Source organism: Rhizobium aethiopicum, from assembly GCF_900094625.1.
GTDB lineage: Bacteria > Pseudomonadota > Alphaproteobacteria > Rhizobiales > Rhizobiaceae > Rhizobium > Rhizobium aethiopicum.
The window spans coordinates 143,711-159,096 of the sequence record NZ_FMAJ01000012.1 but is presented as its reverse complement, the minus strand read 5'-3'; the positions used below and the strand labels follow the sequence as shown (position 1 = coordinate 159,096).

The window sequence follows — 15,386 nt, the reverse complement described above, 5'->3', positions numbered from 1 at the left end:
AATGGTGATCCCGAAATCGGTCGCTTCCTGGCGGAAGCCATGGAAAAGGTCGGCAATGACGGCGTCATCACCGTGGAGGAAGCCAAGACCGCCGAAACCGAACTCGAAGTCGTCGAAGGCATGCAGTTCGACCGCGGTTATCTCAGCCCCTACTTCGTCACCAATTCCGACAAGATGCGGGTCGAGTTCGAGGATCCCTATATCCTCATTCATGAGAAGAAGTTGTCGAACCTGCAGTCGATGCTGCCGATCCTCGAAGCTGTGGTTCAGTCCGGCAAGCCGCTTCTCATCATCGCTGAAGACGTCGAAGGCGAAGCTCTTGCTACGCTTGTCGTCAACAAGCTGCGCGGCGGCCTGAAGATCGCTGCCGTCAAGGCGCCTGGCTTCGGCGACCGCCGCAAGGCCATGCTTGAAGACATCGCCATCCTGACCGCCGGCACCGTCATCTCCGAAGATCTCGGCATCAAGCTCGAGAATGTGACGCTCAACATGCTCGGCCGAGCAAAGAAGGTGACAGTCGAGAAGGAAAACACGACCATTATCGACGGCGTCGGTTCGAAGGAGGAGATTTCAGGCCGCATCGCCCAGATCAAGGCGCAGATCGAAGAAACCACCTCCGACTACGACCGCGAGAAGCTGCAGGAACGTCTTGCCAAGCTCGCAGGCGGCGTTGCCGTCATCCGCGTCGGCGGCTCGACGGAAGTCGAGGTGAAGGAGAAGAAGGATCGCGTCGACGACGCGCTGCATGCAACCCGCGCGGCGGTCGAGGAAGGCATACTGCCGGGCGGCGGCGTGGCGCTGCTGCGCGCGGTCAAGGCGCTCGACAAAGTCAAGGCCGCCAATGACGACCAGCGGGTCGGCGTCGAAATCGTCCGCCGTGCGCTCGAGGCCCCGGCTCGCCAGATTGCCGAAAACGCCGGCGCGGAAGGCTCGGTCGTCGTCGGAAAGCTGCGTGAGAAGAGCGAATTCTCCTATGGCTGGAACGCCCAGACCGGCGAATATGGCGACCTCTACGCGCAGGGCGTCATCGACCCGGCAAAAGTCGTTCGCACCGCACTTCAGGACGCAGCTTCGGTTGCCGGCCTGCTGGTGACGACAGAGGCGATGATCGCCGAGAAGCCGAAGAAGGATGCTGCTCCGGCCATGCCCGCTGGCGCCGGCATGGACTTCTAAGCAAATGGATCGGCCCGCTCTGCCCTCGGGGCGGGCCGTACCATGCATTATCGGATGAAACTAGTTCCATCATCAATGGAGCCAAGCTATGAGAAAGGTAAACATCAGCAATTCCGTACAGCAGAATGCCGTCGCCGCCATCGGCGCGGCGCATCTGCTTCATCCGGCGAGACATTTCGGCCACCCGCGGGACGTGCTTGCCGCCGCCGACATCGGCAACGACGAGAAGCGGGCCATTCTCGCTTCATGGGCATCCGATCTCTTCGCAATCGAATCCGTTCCTGCCCTTCGCCTTTACCCCGGGGCCGAAAGAGCTGTATCCTATGACGAGATCCTTGAAGCGCTGAAGGCGTTGGATAAGGGCGACAGCCCATCCTTGAAGCAGGATATGTCCGCTTCCCTGAGGTCCCAAAGGACCGGTCGTCGAAAACCGCCCGCACGCCGGGTTCCCGGCCTTGGCTTGTGCAGCTACTGGAAAGGAGGACGGCGCCGACCGCTGTTCGAAAGCTGACCCTCCGTCTGGCCTGCCCGTGTCCCTCTCGAGGACGCAGGCATGATTTTTGCCGACGACCCTTTGCTCAACTGAGGAGGTTTTGCCGATGAAGATCGCCCAGATTGCACCGCTCGCCGAGAGCGTTCCGCCAAAGCTCTACGGGGGAACGGAGCGGATCGTTTCCTATCTCACTGAAGAATTCGTCGCACAGGGACACGAGGTCACGCTCTTTGCCAGCGGCGATTCCGTCACGCAGGCGACACTCGTCTCGTGCGCGGACGTCGCCTTGCGGCTCAATCCGACGGTCAGGGAGCATCTGCCGCATCAGGTGGTGATGCTGGAGGAGATCCGTCAGCGGGCGCATGAGTTCGACGTGCTACATTTCCACATTGACCTGCTGCATTTCCCGATGATTCGTGATTTCGCCGACCGAACGGTGACCACGCTGCACGGGCGACTCGACTTGCCGGATCTCAAGCCGTTCTACGCGACGTTCCGCGATATTCCATTGGTGTCGATCTCCAATGATCAGCGCCGCCCGATGCCACCGGTCAACTGGCGCGGAACGGTCTATCACGGTCTGCCGGCCGATCTTCTTCCCTTCACCGAGAACCCGAGGGGTAATTACCTGGCCTTCCTTGGTCGGATCTCTCCGGAAAAGCGCCCCGACCGCGCGATCGAGATCACGGCAAAGGTCGGAATGCCTCTGAAGATCGCCGCCAAGATCGATAATGCGGACAAGGCCTATTGGGAAACCGTCATCGAACCGATGGTACGGAACCATCCGCATGTAGAATTCATCGGCGAGATCGACGAACGTGAGAAAGCTGACTTCCTAGGAAATGCAGGCGCTCTGCTCTTCCCGATCGACTGGCCGGAGCCCTTCGGGCTGGTGATGATCGAGGCCATGGCCTGCGGCACGCCGGTCATCGCTTTCGGCTGTGGCTCGGTGCCGGAGGTCATCGACAATGGCATCTCCGGCATACTGGTCGACAGCGTCACCGAGGCGGCTGAAAACGTCGAATGGGCGCTCCGCCTCGATCGGCGCAAGGTGCGGGCCGCGTTTGAAAAGCGCTTCACCGCACAACGAATGGCGTGCGACTATCTCGACATCTATCGCAACCTGCCGGGCGTTCGCATCAAAGCCGCGCCGATTGGCCGGTCGAATGGTCAAGCGCTGGACCTGCAGGCTGTCGCCTGAGGCAAGGAGGAGACATGTCGAACGTGTCTGCGGACAGTAACCCCGCCACAGCATCGTCAGGCCTGGCGGTGCCGGTCGCTCAGTTCTTCATTCCGGCCACCGCATCGTTGCAGGAGCGCCGGCCGCGCACCTTGAAGCACGGCGATACTTTCGCCGTCTTCGACCATAATGGCGATGCTCTTTCCGGTCCCGGCAGTCCGGAGGGCCTTTTCCACCGGGACACCCGTCATCTCTCGCATCTTTACCTGACGATCAATGGACAGCGGCCGATGCTTCTGTCGTCGACGCTGCGAGATGACAATGCCACGCTCACCTGCGATCTCACCAATCCTGATCAGTTCGATGAGAAGGGAAGGCTGGTTCTGGGCCACGACCAGATTCATCTGCGCAGATCGCGCTTTCTCTGGAATGCCTGTTGTTATGAACGGCTGGCCGTGAGGAATTATGATGAGCGGCGGCAACATGTTCGCATCCAGATTGCTTTCGGGGCCGATTTCGCTGATCTTTTCGAAGTCCGCGGCACCGCAAGGGCAAGGAGAGGGCGCCATCTTCCCGCCGTCGTGGAACAGGATTGGATCCTGCTTTCCTACGTTGGTCTGGACGATCGCAAGCGGTCGACACGCCTTTCGTTCATGCCGGAACCTGCTGAGATAGGTAGCGATCTCGTCACTTACGACTTCCATCTGGAGCCGCACGAGACCAAATCGCTCTTCATTCAGATCGGCTGCGACCATACCTCCGCCGACCGGCTGAGCCGCCTTTCCTTCTTCCTTGCCTTGCGGGATGCCCGCCGCGCATTGCGCGCCTCTTCCGCACGCGCGGCGTCGATCGCAACATCCAACGAGGTCTTTAACGAAGTCGCGCGGCGCAGCGCTTCCGACCTATACATGCTGATCACCGACAAGCCAGAAGGCCCCTATCCTTATGCCGGTATTCCCTGGTTCAGCACTGTTTTCGGCCGCGACGCCCTGATCACGGCGCTTCAGACACTGTGGCTCGATCCGGAGATCGCCCGCGGGGTTCTCGGTCATCTGGCAGCCAACCAGGCAACGAACGTTGATCCTGCCTCGGACGCCGAGCCCGGCAAGATCCTGCACGAAGTGCGCTGCGGCGAAATGGCCGAACTTGGCGAGGTTCCATTCCGGCGTTACTACGGCAGCATCGACTCGACGCCGCTGTTCGTGATGCTGGCCGGCGACTATCTTCAACGAACCGGTGATCTTGCGACGATCGACCATCTCCTGCCGAATCTCGAAGCGGCACTGACGTGGATCGACGAACATGGGGATCGCGATGGCGACGGCTTCGTCGAATACGGGCGGCTGACGCAAGAAGGACTGATCAATCAGGCGTGGAAGGATAGCCACGACTCGGTCTTCCATGCCGATGGTACATTGGCCCGAGGCCCGATCGCGATCGCCGAAGTCCAGGCCTATGTCTACGGCGCTTGGCAAAGTGCTGCTGAAATCTTCCGGCGAAGGGGCAAGCCGGAACGCGCGGCGAGCTTTCTCGCGCGTGCGGAGGGACTGCGCCGCGCCTTTGACGTGAGCTTCTTCGATGAGGAGCTGGGCACCTATGTGCTGGCCCTCGACGGCGATAAACGGCCCTGCAGGATCCGCTCCTCTAATGCGGGCCATGCTCTGTTCACCGGTATTGCATATCCTGAACGCGTCGCACAGGTGACCCGCACCCTGATGAGTGCCCCGTCTTTCTGTGGCTGGGGCATCCGGACCATTCCCTCGACCGAAGCACGTTACAATCCCATGAGCTACCACAATGGCTCGATCTGGCCACATGACAATGCCCTGATCGCCAGTGGCCTTGCCCGCTATGGCTATCGGGCCGAGGCCGCGCAGATCTTCGAGGGCCTGTTTGCCGCTGCGACCTATATCGACCTGCGGCGGCTTCCCGAACTCCTCTGCGGCCTGCCACGTCAGCGCGCGCGGGGACCGACCTCTTATCCGGTCGCCTGCTCGCCGCAAGCATGGGCGGCAGCAGCCCCTTTGTCGCTGCTGCAATCCTGCCTCGGCCTCGACTTCGATCCGAATAGCTTGCAGATCAGCTTCAGCGTGCCGCGGCTTCCTTCTTTCCTCGATGAGGTGATCTTGCGACGTCTGCTGATCGGCAATGGCTCGGTTGACGTGGCCATCCGCCGGTCGAGACACCAGGTCGTGGTCGATGTGATCAATCGACAGGGGGATGTCCGCGTGCTCACCACGGCCTGATGAGACACGGTGCAGGGAAGGCGGATCCCCGTCTTTCTAATCCGGTTCCTCTTCGTCGGACCTCAGCAGGTCAACTAGCGCAGCAACCCTCCCGGTCGGCAGATGCCGGCCCTCACCCATCAGGGCCTCGTCGTTGTTGGCCCATGCAAACGCCTCGGCAAGCTCGGCTTGGGTTGCACCTGTCGCGATGATCTCAGCCACAAGCGTTTTGTCGATGGGCCCAAGGACGGCGACGACGTCGTTCGAAGTCAGTGTCATAGCCATTGCTCCTCGCTCAAGCTCCAAAACATATGGTGGCGCCTTAGAAAAGGTCAATTTTTCTCGACGAGAAATTCGGTCCTCTTGAAACCGTAAGACACTGAATTATATTAGCATTGTTGATCGCCAAATAGGGGTCGACACAAAGTCCAGGAGACGCCAGTCGCTCTTGGCGTCTCCTTGTGTCCATGTTGCTTGCAAGGAGGATATGGTTATGAGAACAAACCTCGATTTCTCTCCCCTGTTCCGGTCGAGCATCGGCTTTGAGCGGATGTTGAACGCGCTTGAGGCTGCGGGCCGCGCCGAGACAATCGACAACTGGCCGCCCTACGATATCGTCAAGACCGGTGAGGACGACTATCGCATAGCTATGGCGGTGGCGGGCTTCTCGCACGATGAGTTGGCAATCACTCAAGAGCAGAACATGCTCATGGTATCGGGGCAGAGGGCAGACAGCGAAGATGTTCAGTACCTGCATCGGGGCATTGCCGGACGCTCGTTCGAGCGTCGGTTCGAACTGGCCGATCATGTCAAGGTTGTCGACGCCGGTCTTGCCAATGGTCTGCTGACGATCGATCTCAAGCGCGAAATTCCCGAAGCGATGAAGCCGCGCCAAATCGACATCGGAACAACGCCGAAGGCCGGGACAAAGCAGATCGCGGCCGAGACGCAGGCGGCCTAGGCTTCCGGAATGCCGAAGGACCACCAGAAAGGAGTAAAGCCATGAGTGTTCGTGATTTGATTCCCTGGGGCCGCAACAACGGCAACCAGATGCCGAGTCTCCTTCGCGACGACGACCGCGATCCTTTCCTGTCGCTCCACCGCGAGGTCAACCGGCTGTTCGACGACGTCTTTCGCGGCTTTGGCCCCGGTCTGCCGTCGCTTCGGGGCGCCAGCGGCTTCGGTGCAGGCTGGCCGAGCCTCGAGATTTCGGACACCGACAGACAAATCAAGATCACGGCCGAAGTACCCGGTCTTGAAGAAAAGGACATCGAGGTCTTTATCAATGACGGCGTGCTCACGCTGAAGGGTGAGAAGCGTTCGGAAACGGAAGACAAGGAAAGGCAGTTTTCGGAGCGCTACTACGGCCGCTTTGAGCGACGCATTCCGCTCGGCGCCGAGGTCAAGGAGGACCAGGTCGACGCCACCTTCAAGAACGGCGTTTTGACCGTCACTCTGCCTAAGACCGAAAAGGCGCAGTCACAGGTCAAGCGCATCGCGATCAGAAGCTGACGAGTGCGGCGGCCGGTCACCTCGCCGGCCGTCGCTCATCCTTCACCAGGTTGGGGAGGATAAACGATGGGGACTATCGGACATACACACCGCGAAAACACAGCACCGATCTCCCGCCTCCGCGCCTCGAACGACAATCGGCGCAGCCGTCTTCCTTTCACAGTTCAGCAGTTCCAGGGGAAGAGCGTCGGCCGCATCTCATTTCTGGCTTCCCACGACACGATAACCGAGCTTTGCGGCGATGGTGATTCAAGCGCTCCTGCCGCAACCGTCTTCTGCCCGCAGAAGGCGGCCATTGATGATGCAACCAACCGAGAAGGAGAAATGATCGATGCTGAAGTCTCTGTCTTCCAACAACCGGACCGCTTTCGATATCGTCAATATCGTTGCCGGTCTTTGCCTTTTCATCTCGCCCTGGCTCTTCGGTTTCGCTGCTGAGACCTATGCCGCCTGGAATGCCTGGATCGTTGGCGCGGTCATCGCCCTGATCGCCGTTGCCGCTCTCTACGCTTTCTATGAGGCCGAGGAATGGTGCAACCTGGTCCTCGGACTATGGACTGTGATTGCTCCGTGGGTCCTCGGCTTTTCGGCCGTGACAGCGGCCATGTGGGCGCATGTGATTGTCGGCCTGGTCGTCGCTGCTCTCGCGGCGGGCAGCATCTGGTTCAGTCATAACCACCCATTATCGGCCGCATGACTGAGTGCGAACGGGCTCGGACGTTCGGGCCCGTTCTTTTTATCTCTTCGCCAGCCTCGCCTGAAGGAGAGGCCTAGCGGCTGATCAGAGTTGGCGACGCGACGCGGTGATCGCCGTTGACGGACGGGCGGCGGATAGCCGACATTGGCTCGCGCCTATTCCCCCGGCTCGAACACCATGGCGTGGCCATTGATGCAGTAGCGCAGGCCGGTCGGCGGCGGGCCGTCGGGAAAGACGTGGCCGAGATGGGCGTCGCAGGAGCCGCAACGGATTTCGATGCGCTCCATGCCGTAGGTCGTGTCGCGATGTTCGGTCACCGCATCGGGCGAGACCGCTTCGAAATAACTCGGCCAGCCGCAGCCGGCATCGAATTTCGTGTCGGAGCGGAAAAGCGGCGCGTTGCAGCCGACGCAACGGTAGAGCCCGGTCTCGAAGGAATCCCAATAGGGACCGGTGAAGGCGCGTTCCGTGCCGTGCTGGCGCGTGATGCGGTATTGCTCGGGCGTCAGCTGCTCTTTCCATTCGGCGTCGGTTTTATGGATCTTGGCGGTGGTTGCAGTTTCGGACATGACGTGCTCCTTTTGCCGAGGGGCGGTTCCGTTTTGCGAGAAATGTGGTGCGCCGTCCTTGGTTCATCAAGCCTCCGGCGCCGCGCCGCCGGAATCGCGGCATGCAGCAATCAGAAAAGACGTCTGCTTTTACATCTATTAAGGGTTCTCTGTTAGGGTTAATGTTACGTGCATTGAGGAGCCATTGGTGTTTGAAGCCGCAATCGTCCTGCTCTACGGCCTCGTGGCCGTGACCGCCATGGCGGTCACGCTGCTGGAGGGTTGGGCCAATCATGCCGGTTTGACGTTTCATCGTCTCGCCGGAATTCTCGCCTGCCTGCTCTGGCCGCTGACGCTTCTGCTCTTCATCCTGCACGGTTCGGTCGTCCGGCTGCTGACGCGTCTCTCTCGCTCGCCGGCTTGACCACGGCAACTCTCTCAGCCCATGCTTGGCGTCTTAACCTATTTTACGTCGAACTTATGCACAGGAAGCTGTGAGTAAAGCTTGGCCTAAAGTCCTATAATTCTTCGTCAGCCATTTTTTCTCAAGAAAAACGACAAATAATAATTGGCCTTTCGGCCAAACGATGGTATTTGAAAATGCAAGTAGAATTCTGATTGTGAATTACAATCGTACTGCTTCCAAGTCCCTCAGTTTTCATTTTTAATGTCTAACTGGGGCCATCGCCTGGAGCAAGACGGTAGTGGTTTTCGGTCAGGCAGTATAAGAACAGGTCTCGGACTTCGGAATCTAGGGGTGGATTTCACGTTTTTCGAAACAGAAGATTGCTTCCTGTGCTTTTGCTGTTCGCTTCTACGAGGCGGGTCTTTGACGTGACAGTCAAAGATCGTTTGAGCATGCTAACAGGAGAAGAAATATGACGGATATGGCGACCGGCAATGCGCCGGAGCTGCTTGTGGAACTGACGGCCGACATCGTCGCGGCTTATGTCAGCAACCATGTTGTCCCGGTCAGCGACCTGGCGAATCTGATTTCCGACGTGCATTCGGCACTGAGCAACACGTCCGTACCGCAGCCCGCTGCGGCCGTTGTCGAAAAGCAGAAGCCTGCAGTCTCTGTCCGCAAGTCCGTACAGGACGAGCAGATTACGTGCCTGGAATGTGGCGGCAACTTCAAGTCCCTCAAGCGTCACCTGATGACGCATCACAGTCTTTCGCCGGAAGAATACCGCGAAAAGTGGGACCTGCCGACCGACTACCCGATGGTGGCGCCCGCCTATGCCGAAGCGCGTTCGCGCCTGGCAAAGGAGATGGGCTTGGGTCAGCGCCGCAAGCGCGGCCGCGGCTGAGCTTTTCGAAAGCAGACAACGACAAAAGCCGGGTCGAGTACCCGGCTTTTTTGTTTTTTCGCGAACATGATGCCGACGACCGTGAGCCGTTCCGGGTGCGGTCCTGTCCACGCGGCCGGTCGCAACCGAAGCAGGTGTGGACGGGATATTTGACGAAGCGGGTGTTATGCTTTCAAGCGCGACACGGAATGTATTCTCGCACTATAAGCAAGTGTTAATATACTCTATCGGACGGCATGGCCGTTCCCGGAATTGCTCGGCCCGCCACTTCTCGTGCGAATCGAAACATCACGCTCAAGCCGCAGCGCGGACTTTTGCCTCTTCCCGGATTCTCTTCACCATCGAGCGCAACCCGTTCGAGCGCTGCGACGACAGGTTCTCCACCAGGCCGATCTTCGAGAAGATCTCGAAGGCATCGAGCGCAGCGATCTCGGAAGCCGGCTTGCCGGAATAGGTGGCAAGCACGATGGCGACGAGGCCACGCACGATATGCGCGTCGGAGTCGCCCTCGAAGCTCATGACCGGGTCTTCCGGATCGCCCGACGTATGCGTCACCAGCCATACCTGGCTGGCGCAGCCCATCACCTTGTTCTCTGAGGTGCGTTTCTCCTCGGCGAGCTCGGGCAGCGCCTTGCCGAGTTCGATGACATAACGGTAGCGGTCTTCCCAATCGTCCAGGAAGGTGAAGTCGTCGATGATCTGGTCGAGGGATGCCATGGAAAGCCTTTCACCATTGGCATGTCAGCAAAACGACACGGCGATTTTGCGACCGGACATGCTCTAGATGTGCATATAGGTGAAAGATCGGCAGATTTGAACCGTTAAAGCGTGCGGCGGCCTGTTCAGATTTGCCTGCGCTTGCGCTTTTGTGTTTGCGCATGTCGTTATCGCGGCACGCGCGCAAAAGAAACGCCGTGAGGGATGGGCATCCTCACGGCGCAGCAACATGCTGAATTAAACAGGGCAGGCACGTCAGGCATGGGGCATTTCCGCGTCATGCGGACCACCGATGCAAGCTCAGGAAATTCCAGCGAGGCGCGGTCTCGCGGTCAAAATCGCCTCAATAGGTCGAACAGTCGCAATGGATGGCGGGCGGCTGCCCGCGCGATCTCGTCAGATCGCCGGCTTCGGCGTCGGCAGCGGAATTGCGCCGGTTACGACGGTCTCGGCCTCGTCGTCGACCGGTGGACGGTAAGGCATCGGCTGGTTGAGAGCAGCCTTCGCCTCGCGCATCTTCTCCTGATCGGACGGGGAGGCGAGAGAGGGTATGGCAGGTGCCGCACGGTTAGCCGGTTCGGCAGGCCTTGCGCTCGTCGTCGGCTCGTCGGTGAACTGGCTGTCGAGAAGTTCATAAGCGACGCGGGCGCCCTCGCGGGCCCGGTAGCCGAGCGCCGTCAGGGTCTCGGTGCCCTTGGCGCAGACCTCCGGCTTTTCCGAGCACATGCCTGTGAGATAGTCATAGGCGCCGCTCGCCGCCGTGAAAGCATCGGAAAGCTGCAGTTGCGGGCCGCGGGCCAGTTTGTCGGATCCCTCCGTGCTGAAGACGGAAAGAAGCACGAGCACAAGGCCAAACCAGAAGGATCCTTTGATCAGAAACCACATTGTCGTTGCCCATCCTGTTTTCCCGTCCGGTTCTGTCGCCGAATCAGGCCGGTTGTCCGGTGTGCTTTCACCCTATCGGCGAGTTGCGAATGCCGCTTTTCGAAACTCGCGCGCATTTGCGGCAAATTTAATTCAAATTTTAGCGACGCGGATTTGAGCCGCATTTAATTCGAATGCGATCGATCGTCGTTAAGCATCAGGGCAGCACCTGCCTGCAATTGCAGGACTTTTGCCGGTTCGCCTTGCCACAGGAGTTAACGCGATGCTGAAATATGAAGGAAATCCGCCGCTTACCGGCTATTAACCACAAAAGGCAAAGGAGCCCGCGGATGCTTCAAAACGGGAATTTCTGCTCTTTCTGGCTGTGAACAGCGCTTTTGCCTTATCCTTTCCTTAAGTCGCGGGGGCCTATTGTCCGGATCGACAAACAGCCTTTTTGGGCGGGTATTGCGTGCGAGTATTGAGTGACATTGGCGGCTGGGTGACGGCGCTCGTAGACCGGGCGGCGACAGGCTGGCTTTCCCGGACGGGCGGCGGCGAAGCCGTGCGCCAGCGCGAGCTTACGATTCTGCGCCGCCTCGTGCTGCTCTCGTCGGCCGCTCTGGTTGCCGCGCCTGTCGGTCTGTCGACGGTCACCAGCCCGGCCGTCGCGCTGCCGGCCGGTGTCGCCATGGTCTGCGCCGCCTTCCTCTTTTCCGCCGTCGGCAGCATCGCGCTTGCCCGCCAGGGCTCGTCCGCCGGCATTGCCACACAGTCGGCTGAGGATTTCTTCCTCACCGTCACCCCGGGCCTCGTCTTGTTCCTTGATCCACATGGCAGCGTCGCCACCATAGGCGGCCGCGACCGGCGCGATTTCCTCGCCTGGATGCGCGATCCGAAGGGCAGGGGCTTTCTGGAGCAGGTGCATATCTCCGACCGTATTCTGTTCTTGCAGGCGCTCGATGAGCTCAGGCGCGGCGAAGATGCTGCAAGCGTCGATCTGCGCCTCGACCGGCCTTCGGTCTCGCGCGATCAGCGTCAGTTCGCCTATCTGAGAATGGACATGACGGCGCGCCGCGATGGCGATGGCGAGCTTGCCGCCGTCATCGCCCAGCTGCGCGACGTCTCCGTCGAGCAGCAGCTGCGGGCCGAAGCCCAGAGCCGTGCGGCCGACGCCGAATCGGCAAACGATGCCAAGTCGCGCTTCCTCGCCGCCGTCAGCCATGAGCTGCGTACGCCGCTGAACGCCATTCTCGGCTTCTCCGATATTCTGATCGGCGAATATTTCGGCAAGTTCGAAAACGACCGCCAGCGTGAATATGTTGGCCTCGTCCGCGAATCCGGCGCGCATCTGCTGTCGGTCGTCAATACCATGCTCGACATGAGCAAGATCGAAGCCGGCCGCTACGAACTCATTCTCGAAGCCTTCGATATCGCAAGCTCCGTCAAATCCTGCGAATCGATGCTGGCATTGCAGGCCAAGACCAAGGGCGTAACCCTGACGAGCCGGATTCAGCGCGGCCTCGGCGAGATCGTCGCCGATCAGCGCGCCATCCAGCAGATCCTCATTAATCTCGTCGGCAATGCCGTGAAATTCACCGAGGCCGGCGGCGTCGTCTCCGTCGATGCGGCGGCCCGCGACGGCATCCTGAAGCTGACGGTCAGCGATACCGGCATCGGCATTGCCGCCGACAAGCTGGCAATGCTCGGCCAGCCCTTCGTCCAGATCCAGAACGATTACACCCGCCGCTTTGAGGGCAGCGGTCTCGGCCTCTCGCTGGTCAAGGGGCTGGTGGCGCTGCATGGCGGCAATTTCGCCATTGCCAGCCAGCCGGGCGAGGGTACGATCATCACCATCGAGATCGCGGTGGACGGCTCGGGCGCCCGGCGCGCCGACGATGCCGGCCATGGGGCGACAGTCGAATTCCCGCCGCGGCTGAAGGACGCGGTCGGTATCGGAGCTGAATTGGAAGAGGGGCTTTTCGATGGCCGCGCGCAAGCGAAAATCGCCTAAGGGAAACAAGCGACGGCAGCAGCCGGGTCTGGTCGTGTCGGGTGCGGCTGCTCTTGGCGGCCTCGGCCTCCAGGGCGCATCTGCGCTAGGCGGTCTCGGCCTGCAGGGCGCATCTGCGCTGGGCGGCGTTATCGGCCGCAATCCGTCGGTCGCCGGCGGCACGATCGCCTTTTTCGTCATCTTCTCTTTCGTTGCGGCCAATGCGCTCTGGTATCAGCCTGGCCTGCATCCGCACCCGATTTTCCGTACCCGCGATCCGCAGTCTTCAAACGTGCTCGGCGCCCGCCGTCCGGCCGACGAACAACCGACTGATGTCACTACCTTCCGGATCGAACGGCCGGAGGACGCCGCCACCACCAGCGCGACACCGGCTCCCGCCGCACCCCTCCAGCAGCCGAGCGCGCTTGTCATGGACATCCAGCAGCAGCTGGTGCGCCGCGGCCTCTATAACGGCACCGCCGACGGCATCATCGGCCCCCGCACCAGCGCCGCCATCCTGTTCTTCCAGGAGACCGTCGGCATGTCTCAGACCGGGGAAGCGACGCCGGAAGTGCTGGCTGCGCTGAAAACCGACGCTGCCGGCCCCTCGACCGTGCCCGTGGAAAAGCCGCGTGAGGATGTCACTTCGAAGGCGGCGGCGGAAGACCCGGTCGCCGCTGCGATCCGCAGCGCCGAAAAGACGGTCAAGACAGCTCCATCAGCCGCAAAACAGCTCCCGTCCACCGAGCTTACCAATGTCGACCTGGTTCTGAAGATCCAGAAGGGCCTTTCCAACATGGCCTATGCCAATGTCGGCGTCGACGGTGTTGCCGGCGAACAGACCCGCGCCGCCATCCGCCACTTCCAGAAGCATTACAACCTCCCCGAAAACGGCGAGCCGAATGAGGCGGTGCTGAAGAAACTGAAGGAAATCGGCGCGATCTGAACCATTTGTGCCAAGTGGTGCAGCCGAAAAGTCGATCCGGATGCTGCAACCTAAGTCTAAGGTCCGGGCGCTGTTTGCAACTTATTAACCATGTTGTCCGAAGCTTTGCCAATTGAGGCGGGGGAACGTCGGTCATGCATGCGCTGAAGGCGAAAGACGATCTGGCCGGAGAACCGGCGGTCGAAGCGGAAGGCCCTGGTCGCGAGGGAGTGCGCCACATCCTGCAGCGCCTTGCCGAGGAAGCCTCCACCCTTGGCATCGATCTCGTCGATATTGCCGGTGCCATTCAGGACATGGCAGCGCTGTCGGCGCGCCATGCCACCGCCTTCGATCACGTCACCAGCACCGCGCTTTCGATTGCCGAGACCAATCGCTCGGTCGCCCTGTCGCTGCGCGAGACCGACCGCACGGCGGCCGAAGCCCGCCAGATGCTCAAGGAATCGGCCGACCGCCTGACGGGCTCCGTTGCCGAGATAGGCCATATGGTTCAGTCCTCCAACGTCATCGGCGCTGAAATCGCCGGCTTCGCGAAATCGCTTGCCGATGTCGACAAGATTGCCGAGGAGATCAGCACCATTGCCCGCCAGACCAATCTCCTGGCGCTGAATGCCGCGATCGAGGCGGCACGCGCCGGCGATGCGGGCAAGGGTTTCGCCGTCGTCGCCGCCGAGGTGCGCGCACTTTCGCTGCAGACCTCGAAGGCGACCGGCTCCATTCAGGACACGCTGGATGAGTTGCGGGTTAAGATCGACCGGCTGTCGGCGGTCGGCGGCGATGCGCGCGAAAGCGCCGCCGGCGTGCGCGACAAATCGGAGGCGATGCGCGGCGCCTTCGAAAGCATGGAACATGTCATCACCCGAATTCTCGATAGTTCGACCGTCATGGCCAACACCACCGAGGCGGTCGACCAGCAATGCGCCGGTTTCGTCCAGAAGCTCGGCGAAATGTCCGGCGAGGTCGCCGGTTCGAATGTCAGGCTGCAGCAGGCGGCAAAACGCGTCGACAGCGTCGTCGGCCTTTCGGAAACGCTTGTCCAGCTAACGGCAAGCGCCGGCGTCAAGACCGCCGACAGCCGTTGGATCGAGGAAGCGCAATCGGTGGCAAGGCAGATATCGGGCGCTTTCGAACGCGCTGTCGCCGAGGGGCAGATCGGCCTCGAAGCCCTCTTCGACCGACGCTACAGGCCAATACCCGGCACCGATCCGGCGCAGATGATGGCCGCCTTCACCGAACTCACCGACCGCCTGCTGCCACCGATCCAGGAGCCCGTCGCCGCCCTGGACGAGCGCGTCGCTTTCTGCGCGGCGGTCGACGAAAACGGTTATCTGCCGACCCATAACCGGAAATTCTCGCAGCCGCAGCGGCCGGGCGACGTCGTCTGGAACACTGCCAATTGCCGCAATCGCCGCATCTTCGCCGACCGCGTCGGCCTTGCCGCTGGCCGCAGCACTGCGCCTTTCCTCGTCCAGACCTATCGGCGCGACATGGGCGGCGGCAATTTCGTGATGATGAAGGACATCTCCGCTCCGATCATCGTGCGGGGCCGCCATTGGGGCGGCCTGCGGCTGGCGGTAAAGGTCTGACGCATCGGTCGAGGCTCGACTGCGCATTGCCGGCGCGCGCGCGCCGGTCTTAGAGCCTTTCCGAGTTAGATTGAAGCATTCTGCCCGACCCTTCGGGTTGGTTGAAACGGGCCGGCTGATCGACGGCCGGCTTGGTCGTAGAACT

The 15,386-nt window shown here is 60.8% G+C and carries 16 protein-coding genes; 12 read left to right on the top strand and 4 right to left on the bottom strand.

The features are described from left to right. From groL to GA0061105_RS23430, 4 genes are all read left to right on the top strand, one after another. The coding region (gene groL, locus GA0061105_RS23445; RefSeq protein WP_092753204.1) for a chaperonin GroEL at window positions 1-1,173 on the top strand (1,173 nt) is incomplete at its 5' end. An 88-nt stretch (window positions 1,174-1,261) separates the two neighbouring features. After that, a complete protein-coding gene (locus tag GA0061105_RS23440) occupies window positions 1,262-1,684 on the top strand; it encodes a hypothetical protein (protein WP_064692285.1) in 423 nt (140 codons plus the stop codon). An 88-nt stretch (window positions 1,685-1,772) separates the two neighbouring features. After that, complete coding sequence (locus GA0061105_RS23435) at window positions 1,773-2,867, top strand: glycosyltransferase family 4 protein (RefSeq protein WP_092753202.1); 1,095 nt, start codon at window positions 1,773-1,775, stop codon at window positions 2,865-2,867. A 14-nt stretch (window positions 2,868-2,881) separates the two neighbouring features. Then, complete coding sequence (locus GA0061105_RS23430) at window positions 2,882-5,092, top strand: amylo-alpha-1,6-glucosidase (RefSeq protein ID WP_092753200.1); 2,211 nt, start codon at window positions 2,882-2,884, stop codon at window positions 5,090-5,092. Between the two features lie 36 nt (window positions 5,093-5,128). On the opposite strand, the gene GA0061105_RS23425 is transcribed toward GA0061105_RS23430, so the two are convergent. After that, a complete protein-coding gene (locus GA0061105_RS23425) occupies window positions 5,129-5,350 on the bottom strand; it encodes a hypothetical protein (protein WP_064692288.1) in 222 nt (73 codons plus the stop codon). Window positions 5,351-5,564: 214 nt separating this feature from the next. On the opposite strand from GA0061105_RS23425, the gene GA0061105_RS23420 reads away from it, so the two are divergent. The 3 genes from GA0061105_RS23420 (at window position 5,565) to GA0061105_RS23410 (ending at window position 7,280) form a co-directional block, all read left to right on the top strand. After that, complete coding sequence (locus GA0061105_RS23420; RefSeq protein WP_092753198.1) at window positions 5,565-6,032, top strand: Hsp20 family protein; 468 nt, start codon at window positions 5,565-5,567, stop codon at window positions 6,030-6,032. A 41-nt stretch (window positions 6,033-6,073) separates the two neighbouring features. Then, window positions 6,074-6,583, top strand: a complete 510-nt coding sequence (locus tag GA0061105_RS23415) for an Hsp20/alpha crystallin family protein (protein ID WP_064692290.1) — start codon at window positions 6,074-6,076, stop codon at window positions 6,581-6,583. Window positions 6,584-6,914: 331 nt separating this feature from the next. After that, window positions 6,915-7,280, top strand: a complete 366-nt coding sequence (locus tag GA0061105_RS23410) for an SPW repeat protein (protein WP_064692291.1) — start codon at window positions 6,915-6,917, stop codon at window positions 7,278-7,280. 155 nt (window positions 7,281-7,435) lie between these two features. Here the strand turns inward: GA0061105_RS23410 and msrB are convergent, their stop codons facing one another. Beyond that, window positions 7,436-7,849, bottom strand: coding sequence for a peptide-methionine (R)-S-oxide reductase MsrB (gene msrB / locus GA0061105_RS23405; protein WP_092753196.1), 414 nt, complete (start codon window positions 7,847-7,849; stop codon window positions 7,436-7,438). Between the two features lie 187 nt (window positions 7,850-8,036). Here msrB and GA0061105_RS23400 point away from each other — a divergent pair, with 187 nt between their 5' ends. Next, complete coding sequence (locus GA0061105_RS23400; protein ID WP_092753207.1) at window positions 8,037-8,252, top strand: hypothetical protein; 216 nt, start codon at window positions 8,037-8,039, stop codon at window positions 8,250-8,252. Window positions 8,253-8,706: 454 nt separating this feature from the next. After that, window positions 8,707-9,138: a Ros/MucR family transcriptional regulator gene (locus GA0061105_RS23395; protein ID WP_011424588.1), complete on the top strand. Its 432-nt coding sequence runs from the start codon at window positions 8,707-8,709 to the stop codon at window positions 9,136-9,138. 294 nt (window positions 9,139-9,432) lie between these two features. Here the strand turns inward: GA0061105_RS23395 and GA0061105_RS23390 are convergent, their stop codons facing one another. Further along, the gene (locus GA0061105_RS23390) at window positions 9,433-9,855 is read right to left on the bottom strand and encodes a SufE family protein (protein WP_064692670.1); all 423 of its coding nucleotides are present in this window, start codon (window positions 9,853-9,855) and stop codon (window positions 9,433-9,435) included. A 396-nt stretch (window positions 9,856-10,251) separates the two neighbouring features. After that, window positions 10,252-10,740 (bottom strand): DUF5330 domain-containing protein, encoded by a 489-nt coding sequence (locus GA0061105_RS23385; protein WP_092753194.1) that lies wholly within the window; start codon window positions 10,738-10,740, stop codon window positions 10,252-10,254. Window positions 10,741-11,191: 451 nt separating this feature from the next. On the opposite strand from GA0061105_RS23385, the gene GA0061105_RS23380 reads away from it, so the two are divergent. The 3 genes from GA0061105_RS23380 (at window position 11,192) to GA0061105_RS23370 (ending at window position 15,241) form a co-directional block, all read left to right on the top strand. Further along, window positions 11,192-12,733 carry a sensor histidine kinase gene (locus GA0061105_RS23380; protein WP_092753192.1) on the top strand — a complete coding sequence of 514 codons (1,542 nt, stop codon included), beginning with the start codon at window positions 11,192-11,194 and terminating at the stop codon, window positions 12,731-12,733. Beyond that, complete coding sequence (locus GA0061105_RS23375; RefSeq protein ID WP_064692295.1) at window positions 12,705-13,658, top strand: peptidoglycan-binding domain-containing protein; 954 nt, start codon at window positions 12,705-12,707, stop codon at window positions 13,656-13,658. The genes GA0061105_RS23380 and GA0061105_RS23375 overlap by 29 nt, the downstream gene beginning before the upstream one ends. A 134-nt stretch (window positions 13,659-13,792) precedes the next feature. Further along, entirely contained in the window at window positions 13,793-15,241 is a 1,449-nt protein-coding gene (locus tag GA0061105_RS23370; RefSeq protein WP_092753190.1) for a methyl-accepting chemotaxis protein, read from the top strand. The last annotated feature ends 145 nt before the right edge of the window (window positions 15,242-15,386 follow it).